17 protein-coding genes are annotated in these 14634 nt (G+C 45.9%); 8 read left to right on the plus strand and 9 right to left on the minus strand.

What is annotated here, in order from left to right; all coding sequences use genetic code 11:
- Positions 1-137: 137 nt before the first annotated feature.
- Both fabI and hisB read left to right on the plus strand, forming a co-directional pair.
- Positions 138-914, plus strand: a complete 777-nt coding sequence (gene fabI, locus ACUVJL_RS12090) for an enoyl-ACP reductase FabI (RefSeq protein ID WP_445246084.1) — start codon at positions 138-140, stop codon at positions 912-914.
- 207 nt (positions 915-1121) lie between these two features.
- Complete coding sequence (gene hisB / locus ACUVJL_RS12095) at positions 1122-1760, plus strand: imidazoleglycerol-phosphate dehydratase HisB (protein ID WP_445246085.1); 639 nt, start codon at positions 1122-1124, stop codon at positions 1758-1760.
- A gap of 339 nt (positions 1761-2099) precedes the next feature.
- On the opposite strand, the gene ACUVJL_RS12100 is transcribed toward hisB, so the two are convergent.
- Positions 2100-3275 (minus strand): DNA cytosine methyltransferase, encoded by a 1176-nt coding sequence (locus ACUVJL_RS12100; RefSeq protein WP_445246072.1) that lies wholly within the window; start codon positions 3273-3275, stop codon positions 2100-2102.
- Between the two features lie 372 nt (positions 3276-3647).
- Complete coding sequence (locus ACUVJL_RS12105; protein ID WP_445246073.1) at positions 3648-6857, minus strand: glycoside hydrolase family 15 protein; 3210 nt, start codon at positions 6855-6857, stop codon at positions 3648-3650.
- 66 nt (positions 6858-6923) lie between these two features.
- Between ACUVJL_RS12105 and ACUVJL_RS12110 the strand changes: the two genes are divergently transcribed.
- A complete protein-coding gene (locus ACUVJL_RS12110) occupies positions 6924-7106 on the plus strand; it encodes a hypothetical protein (RefSeq protein ID WP_445246074.1) in 183 nt (60 codons plus the stop codon).
- A 201-nt stretch (positions 7107-7307) separates the two neighbouring features.
- Positions 7308-8051 (plus strand): WecB/TagA/CpsF family glycosyltransferase, encoded by a 744-nt coding sequence (locus tag ACUVJL_RS12115; RefSeq protein WP_445246075.1) that lies wholly within the window; start codon positions 7308-7310, stop codon positions 8049-8051.
- Between the two features lie 77 nt (positions 8052-8128).
- Here the strand turns inward: ACUVJL_RS12115 and ACUVJL_RS12120 are convergent, their stop codons facing one another.
- From ACUVJL_RS12120 to ACUVJL_RS12135, 4 genes are all read right to left on the minus strand, one after another.
- Complete coding sequence (locus ACUVJL_RS12120) at positions 8129-8410, minus strand: hypothetical protein (RefSeq protein ID WP_445246076.1); 282 nt, start codon at positions 8408-8410, stop codon at positions 8129-8131.
- A gap of 20 nt (positions 8411-8430) precedes the next feature.
- Complete coding sequence (locus ACUVJL_RS12125) at positions 8431-8757, minus strand: S-layer homology domain-containing protein (RefSeq protein WP_445246077.1); 327 nt, start codon at positions 8755-8757, stop codon at positions 8431-8433.
- A 396-nt stretch (positions 8758-9153) separates the two neighbouring features.
- Complete coding sequence (locus tag ACUVJL_RS12130) at positions 9154-9552, minus strand: helix-turn-helix domain-containing protein (protein ID WP_445246078.1); 399 nt, start codon at positions 9550-9552, stop codon at positions 9154-9156.
- Positions 9553-9710: 158 nt separating this feature from the next.
- On the minus strand, positions 9711-10031 hold the full coding sequence (locus ACUVJL_RS12135) for a type II toxin-antitoxin system HigB family toxin (protein WP_445246079.1): 321 nt from the start codon (positions 10029-10031) through the stop codon (positions 9711-9713).
- A gap of 215 nt (positions 10032-10246) precedes the next feature.
- On the opposite strand from ACUVJL_RS12135, the gene ACUVJL_RS12140 reads away from it, so the two are divergent.
- The 3 genes from ACUVJL_RS12140 to grxD all read left to right on the plus strand — a co-directional run bounded on the left by ACUVJL_RS12140 (position 10247) and on the right by grxD (position 11698).
- Entirely contained in the window at positions 10247-10870 is a 624-nt protein-coding gene (locus ACUVJL_RS12140) for a hypothetical protein (protein ID WP_445246080.1), read from the plus strand.
- 42 nt (positions 10871-10912) lie between these two features.
- Positions 10913-11173: a BolA family transcriptional regulator gene (locus ACUVJL_RS12145; protein WP_332952846.1), complete on the plus strand. Its 261-nt coding sequence runs from the start codon at positions 10913-10915 to the stop codon at positions 11171-11173.
- 201 nt (positions 11174-11374) lie between these two features.
- Positions 11375-11698: a Grx4 family monothiol glutaredoxin gene (gene grxD, locus ACUVJL_RS12150; protein ID WP_333444181.1), complete on the plus strand. Its 324-nt coding sequence runs from the start codon at positions 11375-11377 to the stop codon at positions 11696-11698.
- 452 nt (positions 11699-12150) lie between these two features.
- Here grxD and ACUVJL_RS12155 read toward each other — a convergent pair whose 3' ends face one another.
- Positions 12151-12399, minus strand: a complete 249-nt coding sequence (locus tag ACUVJL_RS12155; RefSeq protein WP_332952841.1) for a DUF6761 family protein — start codon at positions 12397-12399, stop codon at positions 12151-12153.
- A 144-nt stretch (positions 12400-12543) separates the two neighbouring features.
- Entirely contained in the window at positions 12544-12768 is a 225-nt protein-coding gene (locus tag ACUVJL_RS12160; RefSeq protein WP_445246081.1) for a hypothetical protein, read from the minus strand.
- A gap of 227 nt (positions 12769-12995) precedes the next feature.
- Between ACUVJL_RS12160 and ACUVJL_RS12165 the strand changes: the two genes are divergently transcribed.
- The gene (locus ACUVJL_RS12165) at positions 12996-13730 is read left to right on the plus strand and encodes a response regulator transcription factor (protein ID WP_445246082.1); all 735 of its coding nucleotides are present in this window, start codon (positions 12996-12998) and stop codon (positions 13728-13730) included.
- A 171-nt stretch (positions 13731-13901) separates the two neighbouring features.
- On the opposite strand, the gene ACUVJL_RS12170 is transcribed toward ACUVJL_RS12165, so the two are convergent.
- Positions 13902-14405 (minus strand): 4a-hydroxytetrahydrobiopterin dehydratase, encoded by a 504-nt coding sequence (locus ACUVJL_RS12170; RefSeq protein WP_445246083.1) that lies wholly within the window; start codon positions 14403-14405, stop codon positions 13902-13904.
- Between the last annotated feature and the right edge of the window lie 229 nt (positions 14406-14634).

Consider the following 14634-nt stretch of genomic DNA (forward strand, 5'->3'; position numbering starts at 1 on the left):
GTCGTCTCTTCTACTCCGAAAGGAGATTGAGGCAACCATACCTCATCGGAGGGGCAACCATACCCCTCCACCCCACAAAGGTTTTAACTCAATGTAAAGCCGTCCTAAAAGGACGAGGTTTCAAACCCATATTTCTGATGATAGATTTGACCGGAAAAAATGCTCTTGTTACGGGCATTGCCAACAATCGCTCGATCGCCTGGGGTATCGCTCAGCAGCTCCACAAAGCTGGGGCCAATCTCGGCATAACTTTTTTGAAGGACGAGAAAGGCAAGCACGAGCGCAAAGTCGCTGAACTGGTGGAACCGCTCAATCCCAGTCTGTATTTGCCCTGCAATGTCCAAGACGAGAGCGAAATTGAGTCTACTTTTCAAACCATCGCCGACAAGTGGGGCAAGTTAGATATCCTGATCCACTGTCTGGCTTTTGCCGGCAAGGACGAGCTGTCGGGAGATTTCACCAACACCTCGCGCCAAGGTTTCTCCAATGCTTTAGATATTAGCGCTTACTCGCTGGTGCGGCTTTGTGCAGCAGCTAAACCGCTGATGGCCGAGGGTGGCAGTATTCTGACCCTGACTTATTTAGGCGGCGTCCGGGTAGTTCCTAATTATAATGTGATGGGAATTGCTAAGGCGGCTTTGGAAATGAATGTTCGCTATCTGGCTGCTGAACTGGGCCCGTTAAATATTCGGGTAAATGCGATTTCTTCTGGCCCGATTCGGACTCTGGCTTCGTCAGCAGTTGGCGGTATTCTGGACATGATCCACCACGTTGAGGAAGTGGCGCCGCTGCGGCGGACTGTGACTCAGCAAGAAGTGGGAAATGCTGCGGCTTTTCTGTGCAGTAATCTCGCTAGCGGGATTACGGGTCAAGTTTTGTATGTCGATGCCGGTTACGAAATCATGGGAATGTAACACTTGTCGATAATTTTGAGTTATGTAGGGGCGGGTTGAGACAATAAACTTTAACTATAACAAGTAAGTTTTATGCAAAAGCCGCCCCTTTCGAGAGTTTTGAGTTTTGCATAATTCTCTTAACTAAATACTTGAGAATTAGCGCCGATCGAGCTGTAATCTTCAATTACTAATTATCAATAACTTATGAATGACCCATTGCAAATTATGGAGATAATCGATCGCCCTTCTGTGCCTCCTGCAAGTTCAGTTCAACCAGCTAGGGCCGCCTTGGTGAAACGCACGACACTGGAAACGGATGTCACGGCCAGCCTCAATCTCGACGGTGTGGGAACTTGCAAGGCGTCTACGGGGATTCCGTTTTTAGACCATATGTTGCACCAGATTGCTTCTCACGGATTGATCGATTTGGACGTGCAGGCGATCGGGGATTTGGAGATTGACGACCACCACACGAACGAAGATGTGGGAATTACCTTAGGCCAAGCCCTAGCAAAAGCTGTCGGGGATCGATCGGGCATTTCTCGCTTCGGACATTTCATCGCACCTTTGGATGAAGCTTTAATAGAAGTAGTGCTAGACTTTTCGGGACGGCCTCACTTGAGCTACAATTTGCAGATTCCCAACCAGCGGATCGGCACTTACGATACCGAATTAGTGAGAGAGTTTTTTTCGGCGGTGGTGAACCACACTCAAATGACCCTGCATATTCGACAGTTGCAGGGGGGAAATTCTCATCACATTGTGGAAGCGGCATTTAAAGCATTTGCCCGGGCAATGCGGATGGCGGTGGAAATCGACCCGCGGCGCGCTACTGGGATTCCGAGTTCTAAAGGAGTTTTGTAGAATGTGGTTTGTAGTAGCGTTTGGGCGCTACTACGAATTATCCTCCTCTCCTACAAATCAAAACCGCTGTAAGTAGAGCTGCAGGAAAAAACAACAATATCTTGTAGGGGCGAGTTTAGCCAGGATCTAGGATATATAGCGATCCTCGCATCATTTGTAAATTTCTTACTCCCGGACCGCGAGCTCGGGGAGGGTTGGGGTGGGGTAAAAAATTTATGACTCCTGCAAGGATTGCTATAAGCAAGTTTATGAATCCTCTCACCCGCCCGGTCCATGTAATGTTTATTTGCACCTCCCTACTTATCTAAAATATATCTGCAAGTTAAATTAAAGTCTTAGTTATGCCAACAGGGAAAGTTGCTCAAATATTTCTCGCCCTTGGACTCGATCGCCTTTGATTATCTGGTAAAGATATTGACCTATAGCCTCTCCCAATAATACCGGAACTGCATTCCCAATTTGCCGATATTTAGAAGCTGTTGAGCCATAAAATACCCAGTCATCTGGAAACGTCTGAATTCGCGCGCACTCCCTTACACTCAAAGGACGCAATTCATCGGGATGACACATATCTGTAGCCTTTTGATGGGGACTCGTTGTGACAGTAGGCGACGGTTTATCCCATGCCAAGCGCCGATAAAAACCAACTTTACCGCCTGCAGATTTATAAGCTCCTCCCATTGCTTCTTGCTGTAATTCGCTGGGTAGATACCTCCAGTTTTGACCGGCTGTTAACAGGCGCAGATACTTGAGGCGATTTTCTGAATAAGGGACAAATTCTGGCTGAGAATCTACTAAATCCTTTAATCCCTCTCTAAGGGTCAGCCATTTTCGTTGTTTTCCAGTACCTTTCTGGCTGTGATTTGGCAGCGGCAAAGTAACTGAATCATTACCTTTATAACCAATAAAAATTACTCTTTCTCTAACTTGAGGAACGCCGTAATCCGCAGTATTGAGCAAATCATACACAACTTCATAACCAATGCGTTTCATCTCTGCCAAAATCACTTGTAATGCTGCACCTGGCATCTCATCAGGTTCTAATTGCGGAAAACCTAAACCTCTGCGCCTGTGAGGTCGGTGTCGAATCGGAGCTGACAGCAACCCCTTCACATTTTCCATGATAAAAAAGCGCGGTTGGATTTCGTCAACAATGCGTATGAAATCCATAAATAAGCTGCCGCGCGGATCGCCTACAGACCCGCGTTTTCCGGCTGTGCTGAAGGATTGGCACGGCGGGCCACCCGTCACTAAATCTACTTGATCGGCACGCAAAGGTCTATCTAAACCTAAGATTTGTCCGCCTTCTTCTAATAGAGTTTTGGCGCTGACTTCGCAAATATCTCTCGGTACAGCGCATGGGGATAAATGAGGACGATTTAGAGAGATAGTCTTGGTAGCATCAGGTTCTATTTCTACTAAACTTACTGTCTGAATTCCTGCTTTTTCGAGACCTAAATCTAAACCGTATGCTCCAGCAAAGAGGCTAATAGTTATCGGTTTGTTGTTAATCACAGGTGGGAACCTCAAAACTAAGTATTGCTGGCATTATTTTAGTGAAAATATTCAATTGACTGGTTAACTATAGCAATTGGAGCCTGATTTGTGAATGTTTTTTTAAATGAACCCCACAAGGCGCAGAAGAAGAAAACAGAGAGAAAATACAGCAGATTCCATGTAGATGTATTACAGAGAAACCGGGTTTCGAGCAACAGAATCAGTAATGATGCGAGAACTGTAAAGAAACCCGGTTTCTGGGACGTATTTCATAAACCTGGAATAGGCTGTAAGAGAAGATCAAGCACAGGACTTACGCAGGAGTCATATATTGCAGGTTTGCAGCGCGCACCTTACCGCTAAAATCTAAAATCGGAATTCCCACTCCATCTATCCAAACTTCGTCAAGAATCGGAAAGCATCCAGTACGTGACTCGCGCAAACGTAAGGCGAAGTATTGTAAAAAGCTTGCCAAGCCGCCGCTTTATCTTCGTCGTATTTATCCGCTCTTTCCGGGTGTTTTCCTTGCCAATTCAGACGCACTGCATGACCGACTAATACATCTAAAACGATGTATTCTTCTACTTGCAATTCTGGGTTGCGCTGGCCGATCGCCGCCAACTCCATCAGCGCCTCAATATTGACTTGTCGGTATTCGGGCGCCACAATTTTATTCAGCAAATGCTCGATTTGTAGCGCAAAATTCTTTTCCCCCGGCGTCATTTCCGATAAAATTATATCGCTGTCCAAGCGGTTTCTGCGCTCTAATTTGTCGCCAATTATCAAGCCTTTGCAGTGCCGCAGCAGTCCCCAAACATTCGGATAAAAATCCTTCGGTACGCGATTAACTCCCCCTTCCATCTGCCGCTTCCGGCGCCATCCTCCTGCAGGCATTGTTGGTTCTTCGGAAACTGGCGCTACTACCCATTCAATATCTTTTTCCGGCTGTTTGACGCGCAGGGATTCTTGCTGTTTGAGGATTTGATTCATTTCCTCGTATTCTGCCAACACTTGGTGCAGGCGATTTTTGATTTCAAAGGGACTTAGCTGCATTAAATATTCGTAAGCTTCATTTTGCGTAACTTGCAACTCGCGGGCTAATTCGCTTGTTAAGAGCAAAATAAAGTAGCTAACTCTCAGCGTTAGCAGACCTTTAAATAACTGCGGTTCGGCTTTAATTAGCAAGCCTAGGTAGATGAGAACTTCTTGAGTTAGAACTCGATCGCGAATATCTTCTCCGCAGAATTGGCGAATTTTCTCCATCACTTCCGTGTAAGATCCGGGTCTCGAAATTATCGAATCTTCGCTGTAAGCTTTCCCCACAGCAATCTGTTTTTGCCGCACCAAAATGTCTGTCACCGCATCGGATAAGCTGATATCAACCTTGTCCAGCAAACCTGCGGCATGGCGGATGACTGCCCATTGGATTTTTGATTGCGAACTTTCTCCAGCTTTTGTATAAACTTCGTTGAGCAAATCCACAACTTGTACTGTTTCTTCCGCACCTCCAAATCCTGTATCAAAACTCAACCCTTTGAGGCGAACTAACGTGTGCAGCAACTCAATTTGTTCGTACAAATTTTCTGAATCACGCAGGCTATTTAGCAAAAATTGAGTATTAGTTTCGCACTCTAATTTAAATTCTTGCGTGTGACCCAAAGGCCAAGTTTTGTCAGGATTGTAAGTTAGATAGCTGCGCGTTTCTACCGCACCTGTCACCGGAGATTCGGTAAATTCAAAATCGTGCATGAAATCAATTCTCTCCGTACCAGCAGTCAGCATTAACTGCTTGAGATTTCCGAGTTTAACTGGCGTGTTGTTGCAGTGTCCATCCCGGAGTTCCTTCATTAATTCTAACAAGGCTTCCCGGCCAGTTTCCAGCATCGTGTGAGTCAGCATCAGGGTTACTGTAGGGCGTCCCAACTGATACCAGTGACGGTGAATGTGAGCTATTTCGCTTTTGATTTTAGATACTAGGAAATGGTAATCTAGAGTTAGGTAAAATTCTTGTCTGTCCAAAAATGAGGGGAGAAATACGATCGCCTCATCGCGAATTTTAAACACCCGAGAAGTTGTTAAACTCCGCAGACGCCGCACGGGGCGGCCGGTTAAACCTAATTGGTCGTTGCGTCCAATTTGCGTGTAAATAGCTGATAATTCTTTTGTCTGGCGGACTTGAATTGGTTCTACCTGTTTTGGAGTTTGCGCGGCAATGCCGTTAGTGGCTAATTCTGCTTGCAAATCTTCGTCTTCAGCTAACAGTGCAATTTGCACTAAAGGTTCTCTGTGCGGGCCCACTGACAAATGCCTTCCCAGCGGGTCGATATCGCCCACTGCGATTAATCCTTCATTTAGCAATTGACCGAGAAAATACAGACTTTGCGCCCAAACTAGGGGAATATTTTCATTGGGTAAGCGCTGCTGGCTGCGGGGATTTAGCTTTTCTGCTTCTATATTTTCGGCGGGGACGTAGTACAATTCGGGTAGCAGCGGCAAACCAGATCGATCGACTGCTAGAGATTCCAAACGCTGCTGGTACTCTTGCACTTGGGCTTGATTTCCCTGAAATATGCCGTCCAAGAACAAATAAGTAAAAAATAGTGGCCACTCGCATTCAATGTGCTCGAACTGCCTTAATTCTGTGGGTTCGTAGTGGAGGCGATCCGCATCTTCCAAAACTGTTTGGTGTCCGTCCCGCAGAAACCGCTTGCAGCCGTAATTTCCTTGCAATTTGTCAATAATCTTATTCCGAGTCCGTTCTATTAATTCTCGGTCTTCAACAGCAAAAGCCGGAAAACTAATCACGCTCAATAAAGCGGCATCTACTTCTTTTGAACTAGATTCGCGAGGCAAAAGCGATTCCAAAGTTACCCGGCTTCTAGCAATTTCGTCTGGCAAAACGTGAATTACTGATGCTTGAGAGCCTTGAATTCCGAACAAATCCAACCCATTTATTGCTTCCAGTGCTGCTTTTGCCATGCCAACTGAACTGGCGTTCAATTCTGCATTGCCGCGATTGATTTTATGGCCTCTTTCCCAAATTCCGTAATCCGGCGTGCGGTAGGCTCTACCGATGTAGTAAACTAAATTTTGTACGAAATTGACTTCATCTATTGTAAAAACTACGTGCAACCCGGAAGCCGTCATTTGAGCAAGAATTAACAAGTATATAGATGTAGCGTCTAACTGTAAATGTCCCCACTTGTCATCACCGACAACAATACTTCCAGTTTGAGTATTGTATTTAGCGTGCAGGGCATCTAGCGGCGACTGACTATTTTTAAAACGTTCTACTTTGCTCGATTGCTGCATCTGAGCAAACAGCAAGCCGCGCATGAGTTTGACTGTGCTGTGTTCGAGTTCAAATGTTCGGCCCTGATCGCCATCAATTTTGCGGTAAGCTAAACCCAAACCCCAAACTGCTAGAATGCTGTACACGTTGTCGCGCACCCAGGCATCGGTGTAGTCGCCGTGAGCGTTAACGGCGGTACTCGCCGGCAGCAAACCGGTAATTGGGTTCTGACGCTTGAGGATGATGGTTTTGATTTGCTGGTAGTAATAATCTAACCTGCTTTGCCGCTGGGTTGTTGCGATCGCCATTTCGTTTTCCTTCTTTTTCCTGATGCGCGCAGAATTGCGGTGAATAGACTTTTAAATATATCCGATATGAGATCATTTTTCAAGTTCTGCAAACACAAAAAGGTAATTGCCATGTCTAGCCGCCACAACAATAACAACAGCGTTCCTTTCGTGAAAGTTGTCTACTCTAGAGTGAAGATTAATGGTAAATTTGAGCTAGTACCGATGGAATGGTACGCCGACGGCTCTGTTAAAAAAATCGAACATTAATGCTCGATCGCACTTTACACGAAAACTCTAAGAGACTAGCACGCCGCGTACCCAAAACTCCGTTTCTGGCTCACTGAATGATGACTTAACAGACTTTGGGTGGTACAAACCGATTTTTTTCGTCCCAGACTGGTCTAGCATTGAGCCCCAATCTAAGCTAATGTAAACAACTAAATGTGTAGGAATATTAAACAAAAAAAAATGGAGCTATCAAGCCCGAAATTTTCAGTTCTGGGACTACCAGTTCACATATTAGATGATTATCCAGGTTGGCTGATGGAGCGCCTGCATCAAGGGTTAGGAAGTCACGTCGTGACGCTGAATTCTGAAATGGCAATGCAAGCCGAGCAATATCCGGCTTTAGCCGATGTAATTCGCTCTGCTGAACTCGTGATCCCCGACGGTTCGGGAGTGGTGATGTACTTGCGAATGCGCGGCAAAGTGGTGCAGCGGTATCCGGGGATTGAATTAGCAGAATCCCTGTTACAACAAGCCGGAAAATTCCCGGATTCGGAACCCGTATTTTTTTTTGGAGGTTACCCCGGAGTGGCGACAGCAGCGGCGAAAACTTGGCAGCAAAAGGTTAAGGGATTGTCGATTGCTTCTCAACACGGCTATGTTTCCGCCGAGGAAGAAAAAGAATTCCGTGAAAGCCTCAAAAAAAATCAGCCAAAACTGATTTTTGTAGGCTTAGGAGTGCCGCGCCAAGAATTTTGGATTGCCAAACACCGACACCTTTGCCCTCAGTCAATTTGGGTGGGAGTAGGCGGCAGTTTCGATATTTGGGCGGGAACAAAAACCCGCGCGCCGGCTTGGTTTCGCAACAATCATTTAGAATGGCTGTACCGCCTTTATCAAGAACCTTGGCGGTGGCGTAGGATGTTAGCTTTGCCGCAATTTGTATTGAAAGCTTTTGGGGATTTTCCACATAAAAAGCTGCCCTAATAAAATAGGTTTGTAGTGAGGACTAAATTTCTCATAAAATTCTGAAGACTTCAGTCCTCACTACGCACCAATTGCAATTAGACAATATAAGGAGAATCGATCGCCTTAGCCCGATTAATTGCCACCAATGTCTGGTAAATCAAAGCCAAAATCTCAGCGCGGGTAATGTCCCGCAGCGCAGAAAGCCGATCGCGGGAATGATAATTAACTACAATCTTCAAGCTAGTTGCTGTGGCGATCGCACTCACAGCCAAATTACGAATCACGGATCGATCGCTGTAAACTTTCAAAGAATCAGGATTGCCGGCCTTAAGTTCCAAACCGTTAACCAAAGACACGATCGCCTCACTCTTAGTCAAATTCTGATTCGGGCCGAACTTCAACCCCGGAAACCCCGACAAAAACCCCCCCGAGAAGGCCGTTCGATCGCACTTCTCACCCAAAAACTAGCAGAAACATCAATAAAATTTGTAGCCGGCACCCTCGGAATCCGACTAAACGCACTCACAAACAGCGTCGCATATTGAGCGCGGTTTAAACTGTCATCAGGCCTAAAAGAACCGTCAGGAAAACCGCTAATTATATTAGCCGCAGCCAAAGCTTCAATAAACTTCTGTACCCAATGTCCAGAAATATCGCTGAACACCGCACCTCCGATATTTGGATTGCCGCCGCCCTTTCTCACCGCAGCTTGCACAGCATTCACTTTCCCGTAACCAAACCAATCGCTGCGATCGTTGTTAGGATCTTGAAACTCTCGGGTCCCAAGACACTCTCGATTCTTAAGAAATTACTTCCTTAACATCCCAGAGAGACAACTGAATGCCCTCTGGGGGAAGAGCCCACACTTGGAGAGTGTCCCAGGTCGGTTTGCTTGGTTGTACCATCAGAAATATTCCTGTTTAATTTTGATGTAGATTTATCAAACATATTTATAAGCTGTCAGGGAGGTTTTTACCCTGAGGGGTTTGAAACTGTAACTAACAGCGGTAGGGTGCAACCTAAGCACCTTACATAACTCGATTAGTCCCCCTCTGCTGAAACGAAAGTTTGTCTAGTAGCGGTGTCCAACGCCGATTTTTATTCGATCGCGGCGAGTTTTTCAGATAAACACACCAGGATTAACATTGAAAAATTCTCCCAGCGCCTTAGCTTGGGCTTTGCTAATCGCCCGTTTACCATTAACCACCTCAGAGACTACTCCTTTGGAACCAATCACGCCCACTAAATCGGCTTGTTTGAGTTCGCGAACTTCGATGAAATGCAATAGAACATCCCGGGGAGTCACTTCTGGATCTGGGTAATATTTTGATTCGTATTCTTCGATCAACAGCCCCCAGAGACTCAGTAAAGTTTCTTCTTCTACTGTTAATTCTTCCTTAGACATCAGAAAATCGACTTCTGCGAGGGCAATATCATTATCTTCTTCGTTCAGGATTGGCTTAGGCTGAGATTTAGCCAGCAGTTTACCGTAAGCTGTTTTTTCAATTGTGATGTTCATTTCTCATTCCTTATGCTTGCTTACTTAGACAATGGTTCTCAAGTAGAAGGTGGGTGTTTGTTTCTCAGTCTCATGATTTTGACGTTGGGACTAAATGTTTTGGATTTATTGAATACATCAGGGACTCTGTAATGAGTCCCCGATAGGTTTAGGGGAAATCAACCTATTTTCTGTTTAACTTCATCTTGATCATTCCACTTAATTTTGTCATATTCGGTATGGGTTAAAAACTTTTTAAAATATATAATTCTGGCTGTATAGTTGATTTTTACGATTAATCTATACTGATTGCCTTTAATATTAAATATGGTATATCCACAGACTAGATCGACCGATTTGGAATATCCCTGTCGAATCTCTTCTAGTGATTCCCAATCGTTCTCTTTGATAGCCTTGCGCCAGACTGCGATCGCAGCCTTGGCATCGTCGGAGTAGGATTCGATCGCACTCTCCAGATTTTTCTTGGAAATTAGTCTCATTCCAGTACCGTTTTTTACACGACACCTCTATGTTCTCACAATGCGAACCTCCAGTCAAGTCTCTACTTGGATTTTTCCAAAAGAGCCTTTCTCGCGATCGCGCCCCCTTTGACATTTCAACAAATTTGGTTTACACTTAGCCGGTTGCGATCGCCAATGGTAAGATCGGCTCAAGCTAAATATTTTTTTAAAGCGCACAGGCGCAAAGTAATTTCATGGTATACTCTGGAACTGTTTGTTGGCTTCGCTCCACTGCCCGGATTACGATCGGGGCGATCGCAGCTTTTACCCTGTTGCAACCGCTCCAAGTCCAAGCACAACAACCTTCTGGGCCAGAGAACCAACCGCAAGTCGAATCTGGGGACGACCCCACAGACCCCAACAATCTCCGCCCTCTGACGCAAGACAGCAGCCTGCTGAGTGTCCAGGGAGGTCAGCGTTTGATGACAGAAGCCAGCAGTGCTATTTCCGATCAGAATTACGCACTCGCTACTCAAAAACTCCAAGAATCCCGCCAAATTTTCAATCAACTGTCCAACTTTTACCAACAACTGGGGAGCAGTTTTGCCGGAATTGACGTCCGCTTGGCCGAAAGCCACCGCACCAAAGCTGTAGAAACAGCCCAAATGCGCGACGAAGCTACCTACCGGCTGGCGTTGGTACACCGGGCACAAAATAAACCCGAATTGGCTGTGCCCCTGCTGATTCAGATTATTCGATCGCAGCAGCCAACTCGCGACTTGGGCAAGAAAGCTTACCAGCAGTTACTGGAATTGGGTTTTGTGGATGCGCCCTATCCCCGGCCGGCCAGCGCTCAACCGCGATCGTCTAACAAATAGTTCCACTAAAATCTAAATTACAGCCGTTTATTACAGAAACCAATGGTTACACCGTCTCAAGTAACAGAAATGATTAAGGCAGGGTTGCCCGACGCTAAGGTACAAGTTGACGATTTGACCGGCGGCGGCGACCACTACCAAGCGAGAGTAGTCTCTGCCGCCTTTGAAGGAAAAAGCCGAGTACAGCAGCACCAAATGGTCTACGGCGCTCTTAAACAGGCAATGGCTAGTGAAGCCATCCACGCTTTGGGCTTGGAAACCTTAACTCCCGCAGAATGGGAAGCGAAAAGTCAAGTTGCTTAATTGTTGAGTAGCAATTGGCGATCGCAAATTTGTGCTTTTGTCAATAGTGGGTTAAGAGACAACTACTACACTTACGCACAAAAACCAAAGAAACCGGGTTTTTCAACCGGAATCTATGGCTGTAACGAGAGATTTTCGTAAAAAACCCGGTTTCTGCCTCAGTCAACGTTTAAAATTTTTCAAACAATATTAGGAGCTACCATGAGTACAACAGCACATGAAAGAATTGACGAGTTGGTTAAGCAAAACAAAATCATGGTGTTTATGAAGGGCAATAAGTTAATGCCCCAGTGCGGCTTTTCTAATACTGTGGTGCAAATTCTCAATACTTTGGGAGTGCCTTACGAAACTGTTGATGTTTTAGCAGACCAGGAAATTCGTCAAGGCGTTAAAGAGTATTCCCAATGGCCGACCATTCCCCAAGTTTATATCAACGGGGAGTTTATTGGCGGCTCGGATATTATGATCGAGATGTATCAAAAGGGCGAATTGCAAGAAGTTGTAGAAGTCGCTTTGGCTTCTTAAATACAACGAAGGGAAAGGAGAAAGAAAGTTTTGAGTTTTGAGTAGGGAATTTTGAGTTTTAAATTGTGCGTTAAAGACTTAAAAAAATCTTAGTTCGGAACTCATATCATGTCCTCACGATTAACCATAATATCCCGGTCGGGGCGGGTTTTTGAGATGGGAGATTTTTGGCAGGTATTGTTGGCTCACGGGCCCCTACAAAAATCGCGGTCCCTCGACCGGACATGATATCAAAACTTTCCCCAACTTCTAACTTTAACAACAGTAGGGCGGAGACGGCCCGCCCTACTAAATATCAATTTTGAAAGGACAGATTGCAACTTTCTGACGGACTCTTATACCAAAACCGGGTTTTCTGACCTCTTCAATCATTCTGGTAATAGCTCTTGGTATCAAAAAAAGCCATTACCAATTACCCAATAATCAGCGGGTTTATTAAACCAAATTTGGTATTAATAGTAGTCGGATTCAGTTTGTGTCTGTGGCATGGCAAAATTGGAGGGGTCGTGAATGTAACGCGCTGCTTCTTCCTCTAGTCGGTGAATCAGATAGGGTTCCAGACTGTTGGAATGCCGCAGGGCGGCTAAATAGCCGTCTAAGTAAAGCCGCAGGTCATCGAAGCGATAACCTCTATTCCACATTTCGACGAGGGCGTCGGTGAGTTTTTGGTAGTGCCTGATTGTTTGGGTGTCTTGTAGCATGGTGTGAGGTTGAAATCCTTTGTGGTTTGTATAATGACGGCGGGATTTAGGAACGGCCTGGATTGATGCTGATTGGCTCAGCTTGAGGCTATTTCTAAATAAAAGTTTTTACCCTGCTCAACAGGCTACCCTCCATAAAAAATTTCACTCGCTGCAATGCAGTAGCTCGACTTTTTTGCCCGCACCTAGATAATCCGCCGTGCGTTTAATTGAGTCGGGATGTTGCTGAATTTTGCGGTCAAAGTGGGTGAGTCTTCCAGCTACCGAGGGAACGGTTGGAGGAATTCTAGTTTCCGTTGCGCGATTTGTCAACCTCCTATGGGTGGCGGTTCGGCGAGGGGGATCGGTTGTGGCAGGCGGTTGGGCCATGGGATCTATCGGCTTTACACTGTCTTATTTTCATTGTAAGCTTACCGCCAGAATGATTTAACCTTTCTCCAGGCTGACCCTCTCAAATTGACCAAATCTTTAAAATTACTACCCTGGGTTTGTTCTTGGCTTTAAATGCAGCTCATGCTTGAGTAGCGATGGTTACAAAACCTTGACAAAAGCTCTGTTAACCTGGTAGCCATTAGTGATATGGGAAGCTCGCCTCTGTGGAATCTGCAAGTATTTCAATTGTTGAAGGGAATCCGCACCTGCGATCGCTCTTGGGCTGGCATCTACAGCAAGTCGGTCACTGGGTGCACCAGTCAGCGGATATCAGTCACGCTAGGGAAATATTTTTCAGCCGCCAGCCAACCCTAGTCATTCTCGATGCTCAATTGTCGGATGGGGACGGTTTGGAATTTTGCCACTGGCTGCAACAGCAGCAGCAGTCGCTGATTTTGATGCTGTCGGCGCGGAATTCGGAATCGGATATTGTTGAAGGTTTGAAGGCGGGGGCAGACGATTACCTGACTAAACCCTTTGGGATGCAAGAGTTTATGGCTAGGGTGGAAGCTTTGATGCGTCGCAACCGCACGATGCTACCGCCGGCGACGCTGGAGTGCGGGCTGCTGAAAATTGATTTGGTGCAGCGCCGAGTCAGGTTGTACGAGGAACATATTGAGCTGACTCCCCAGGAATTTAGCCTGCTGTACGTGCTAGCTCAAGCTGGAGGAGTGCCGCTGTCGCGATCGGATTTGCTGCGTCGCGCCTGGCCCGATGCTATTGATAACCCCCGGACGATCGACACTCACGTACTCTCTCTGCGGAAAAAAATCGAAATCGACCCGCGACAGCCGAGCCTGATTCAAACTGTGCGGAATGTCGGCTACCGACTAAATCTGGAGTTGTTGAATAATGCCAATCAACCGCATTCACCAGTGCCGAAGGCGGTGCTTTCTTAGAGTATTAACTAGGTCATTGCAAAAAAAACAGTTGTAAGGTGTCGCGCATTTAAATTGCATATTCGGGGCGGGCGGGACGCCCACCCCACAAGAGTTTTATTGTTTTTTGACATACAATTTAAATTCCGAACAGCTTAAGGTGGGCGGCCGGGCGCAGGCTACAAATCCTGTTTATGTTGCGAATTGATTGGCGATCGCATCGGTTTTCGCTGCCATAATAAAGTCATTGCGGTGCAGTCCAGAAATCGTGTGAGTCCACCAAGTAACGGTAACTTTTCCCCACTCGGTTAACAATGCCGGGTGATGTCCTTCGGTTTCTGCAATTTCACCGACGCTGTTTGTAAAGGCGATCGCACTTTTGAAATCGGGGAATTCGTAGGTGCGTTCTATTTGGGGAACGCCATTTTTTTCGATTAAAGTCCAGTCAGGAATTTGAGGTTTGAGTTGGACAATTTCGTATGCTGTGACGCGGGTAGAGTTTGGGTGGCAGGCGACACAGCGTTCGTTTGATAAAGGTTCCATAAATTGGGTGTTAGCGATCGGATGCTTAAAGATATTAGAGACATTTTCTACTCGCAGCAAGTCGCAGGGCGCAACGTAACTAGCTAAAGAGGTAGATGCGATCGCTGTTGGGCTCGGAAGCGATCGCACTTGTTTCCAGTTATTATATAGCAATCCTAAATCATTTGTGAATTTCTTACTCCCGGACCGCGGGTTCGGGGAGGGTTGGGGTGGGGTAAAAAATTTACGACTGTGAATTTCTTATACCATTTTTCTAAAGATGTGCTAGAGATAAAGAATGTAAGATCCAAGACCATCCTGTGAGAAAACCAATGACATTATTTGTTAAAGATGATAAAATTTCCTGAACTTTTACGCGGAGTTCGTCAAGATTACTAAAGAC

Origin of the sequence: Microcoleus sp. OTE_8_concoct_300 (genome assembly GCF_031383065.1) — a bacterium.
Classification (GTDB): domain Bacteria; phylum Cyanobacteriota; class Cyanobacteriia; order Cyanobacteriales; family Microcoleaceae; genus Microcoleus.

Bases quoted from the DNA above. Each gene is read 5' to 3' on its own strand.
- fabI (WP_445246084.1), top strand. From the start codon at position 138: ATGATAGATTTGACCGGAAAAAATGCTCTTGTTACGGGCATTGCCAAC.
- hisB (WP_445246085.1), top strand. From the start codon at position 1,122: ATGGAGATAATCGATCGCCCTTCTGTGCCTCCTGCAAGTTCAGTTCAA.
- ACUVJL_RS12105 (WP_445246073.1), bottom strand. From the start codon at position 6,857: ATGGCGATCGCAACAACCCAGCGGCAAAGCAGGTTAGATTATTACTAC.
- ACUVJL_RS12110 (WP_445246074.1), top strand. From the start codon at position 6,924: ATGAGATCATTTTTCAAGTTCTGCAAACACAAAAAGGTAATTGCCATG.
- ACUVJL_RS12115 (WP_445246075.1), top strand. From the start codon at position 7,308: ATGGAGCTATCAAGCCCGAAATTTTCAGTTCTGGGACTACCAGTTCAC.
- ACUVJL_RS12130 (WP_445246078.1), bottom strand. From the start codon at position 9,552: ATGAACATCACAATTGAAAAAACAGCTTACGGTAAACTGCTGGCTAAA.
- ACUVJL_RS12135 (WP_445246079.1), bottom strand. From the start codon at position 10,031: ATGAGACTAATTTCCAAGAAAAATCTGGAGAGTGCGATCGAATCCTAC.
- ACUVJL_RS12140 (WP_445246080.1), top strand. From the start codon at position 10,247: ATGGTATACTCTGGAACTGTTTGTTGGCTTCGCTCCACTGCCCGGATT.
- ACUVJL_RS12145 (WP_332952846.1), top strand. From the start codon at position 10,913: ATGGTTACACCGTCTCAAGTAACAGAAATGATTAAGGCAGGGTTGCCC.
- grxD (WP_333444181.1), top strand. From the start codon at position 11,375: ATGAGTACAACAGCACATGAAAGAATTGACGAGTTGGTTAAGCAAAAC.
- ACUVJL_RS12155 (WP_332952841.1), bottom strand. From the start codon at position 12,399: ATGCTACAAGACACCCAAACAATCAGGCACTACCAAAAACTCACCGAC.
- ACUVJL_RS12160 (WP_445246081.1), bottom strand. From the start codon at position 12,768: ATGGCCCAACCGCCTGCCACAACCGATCCCCCTCGCCGAACCGCCACC.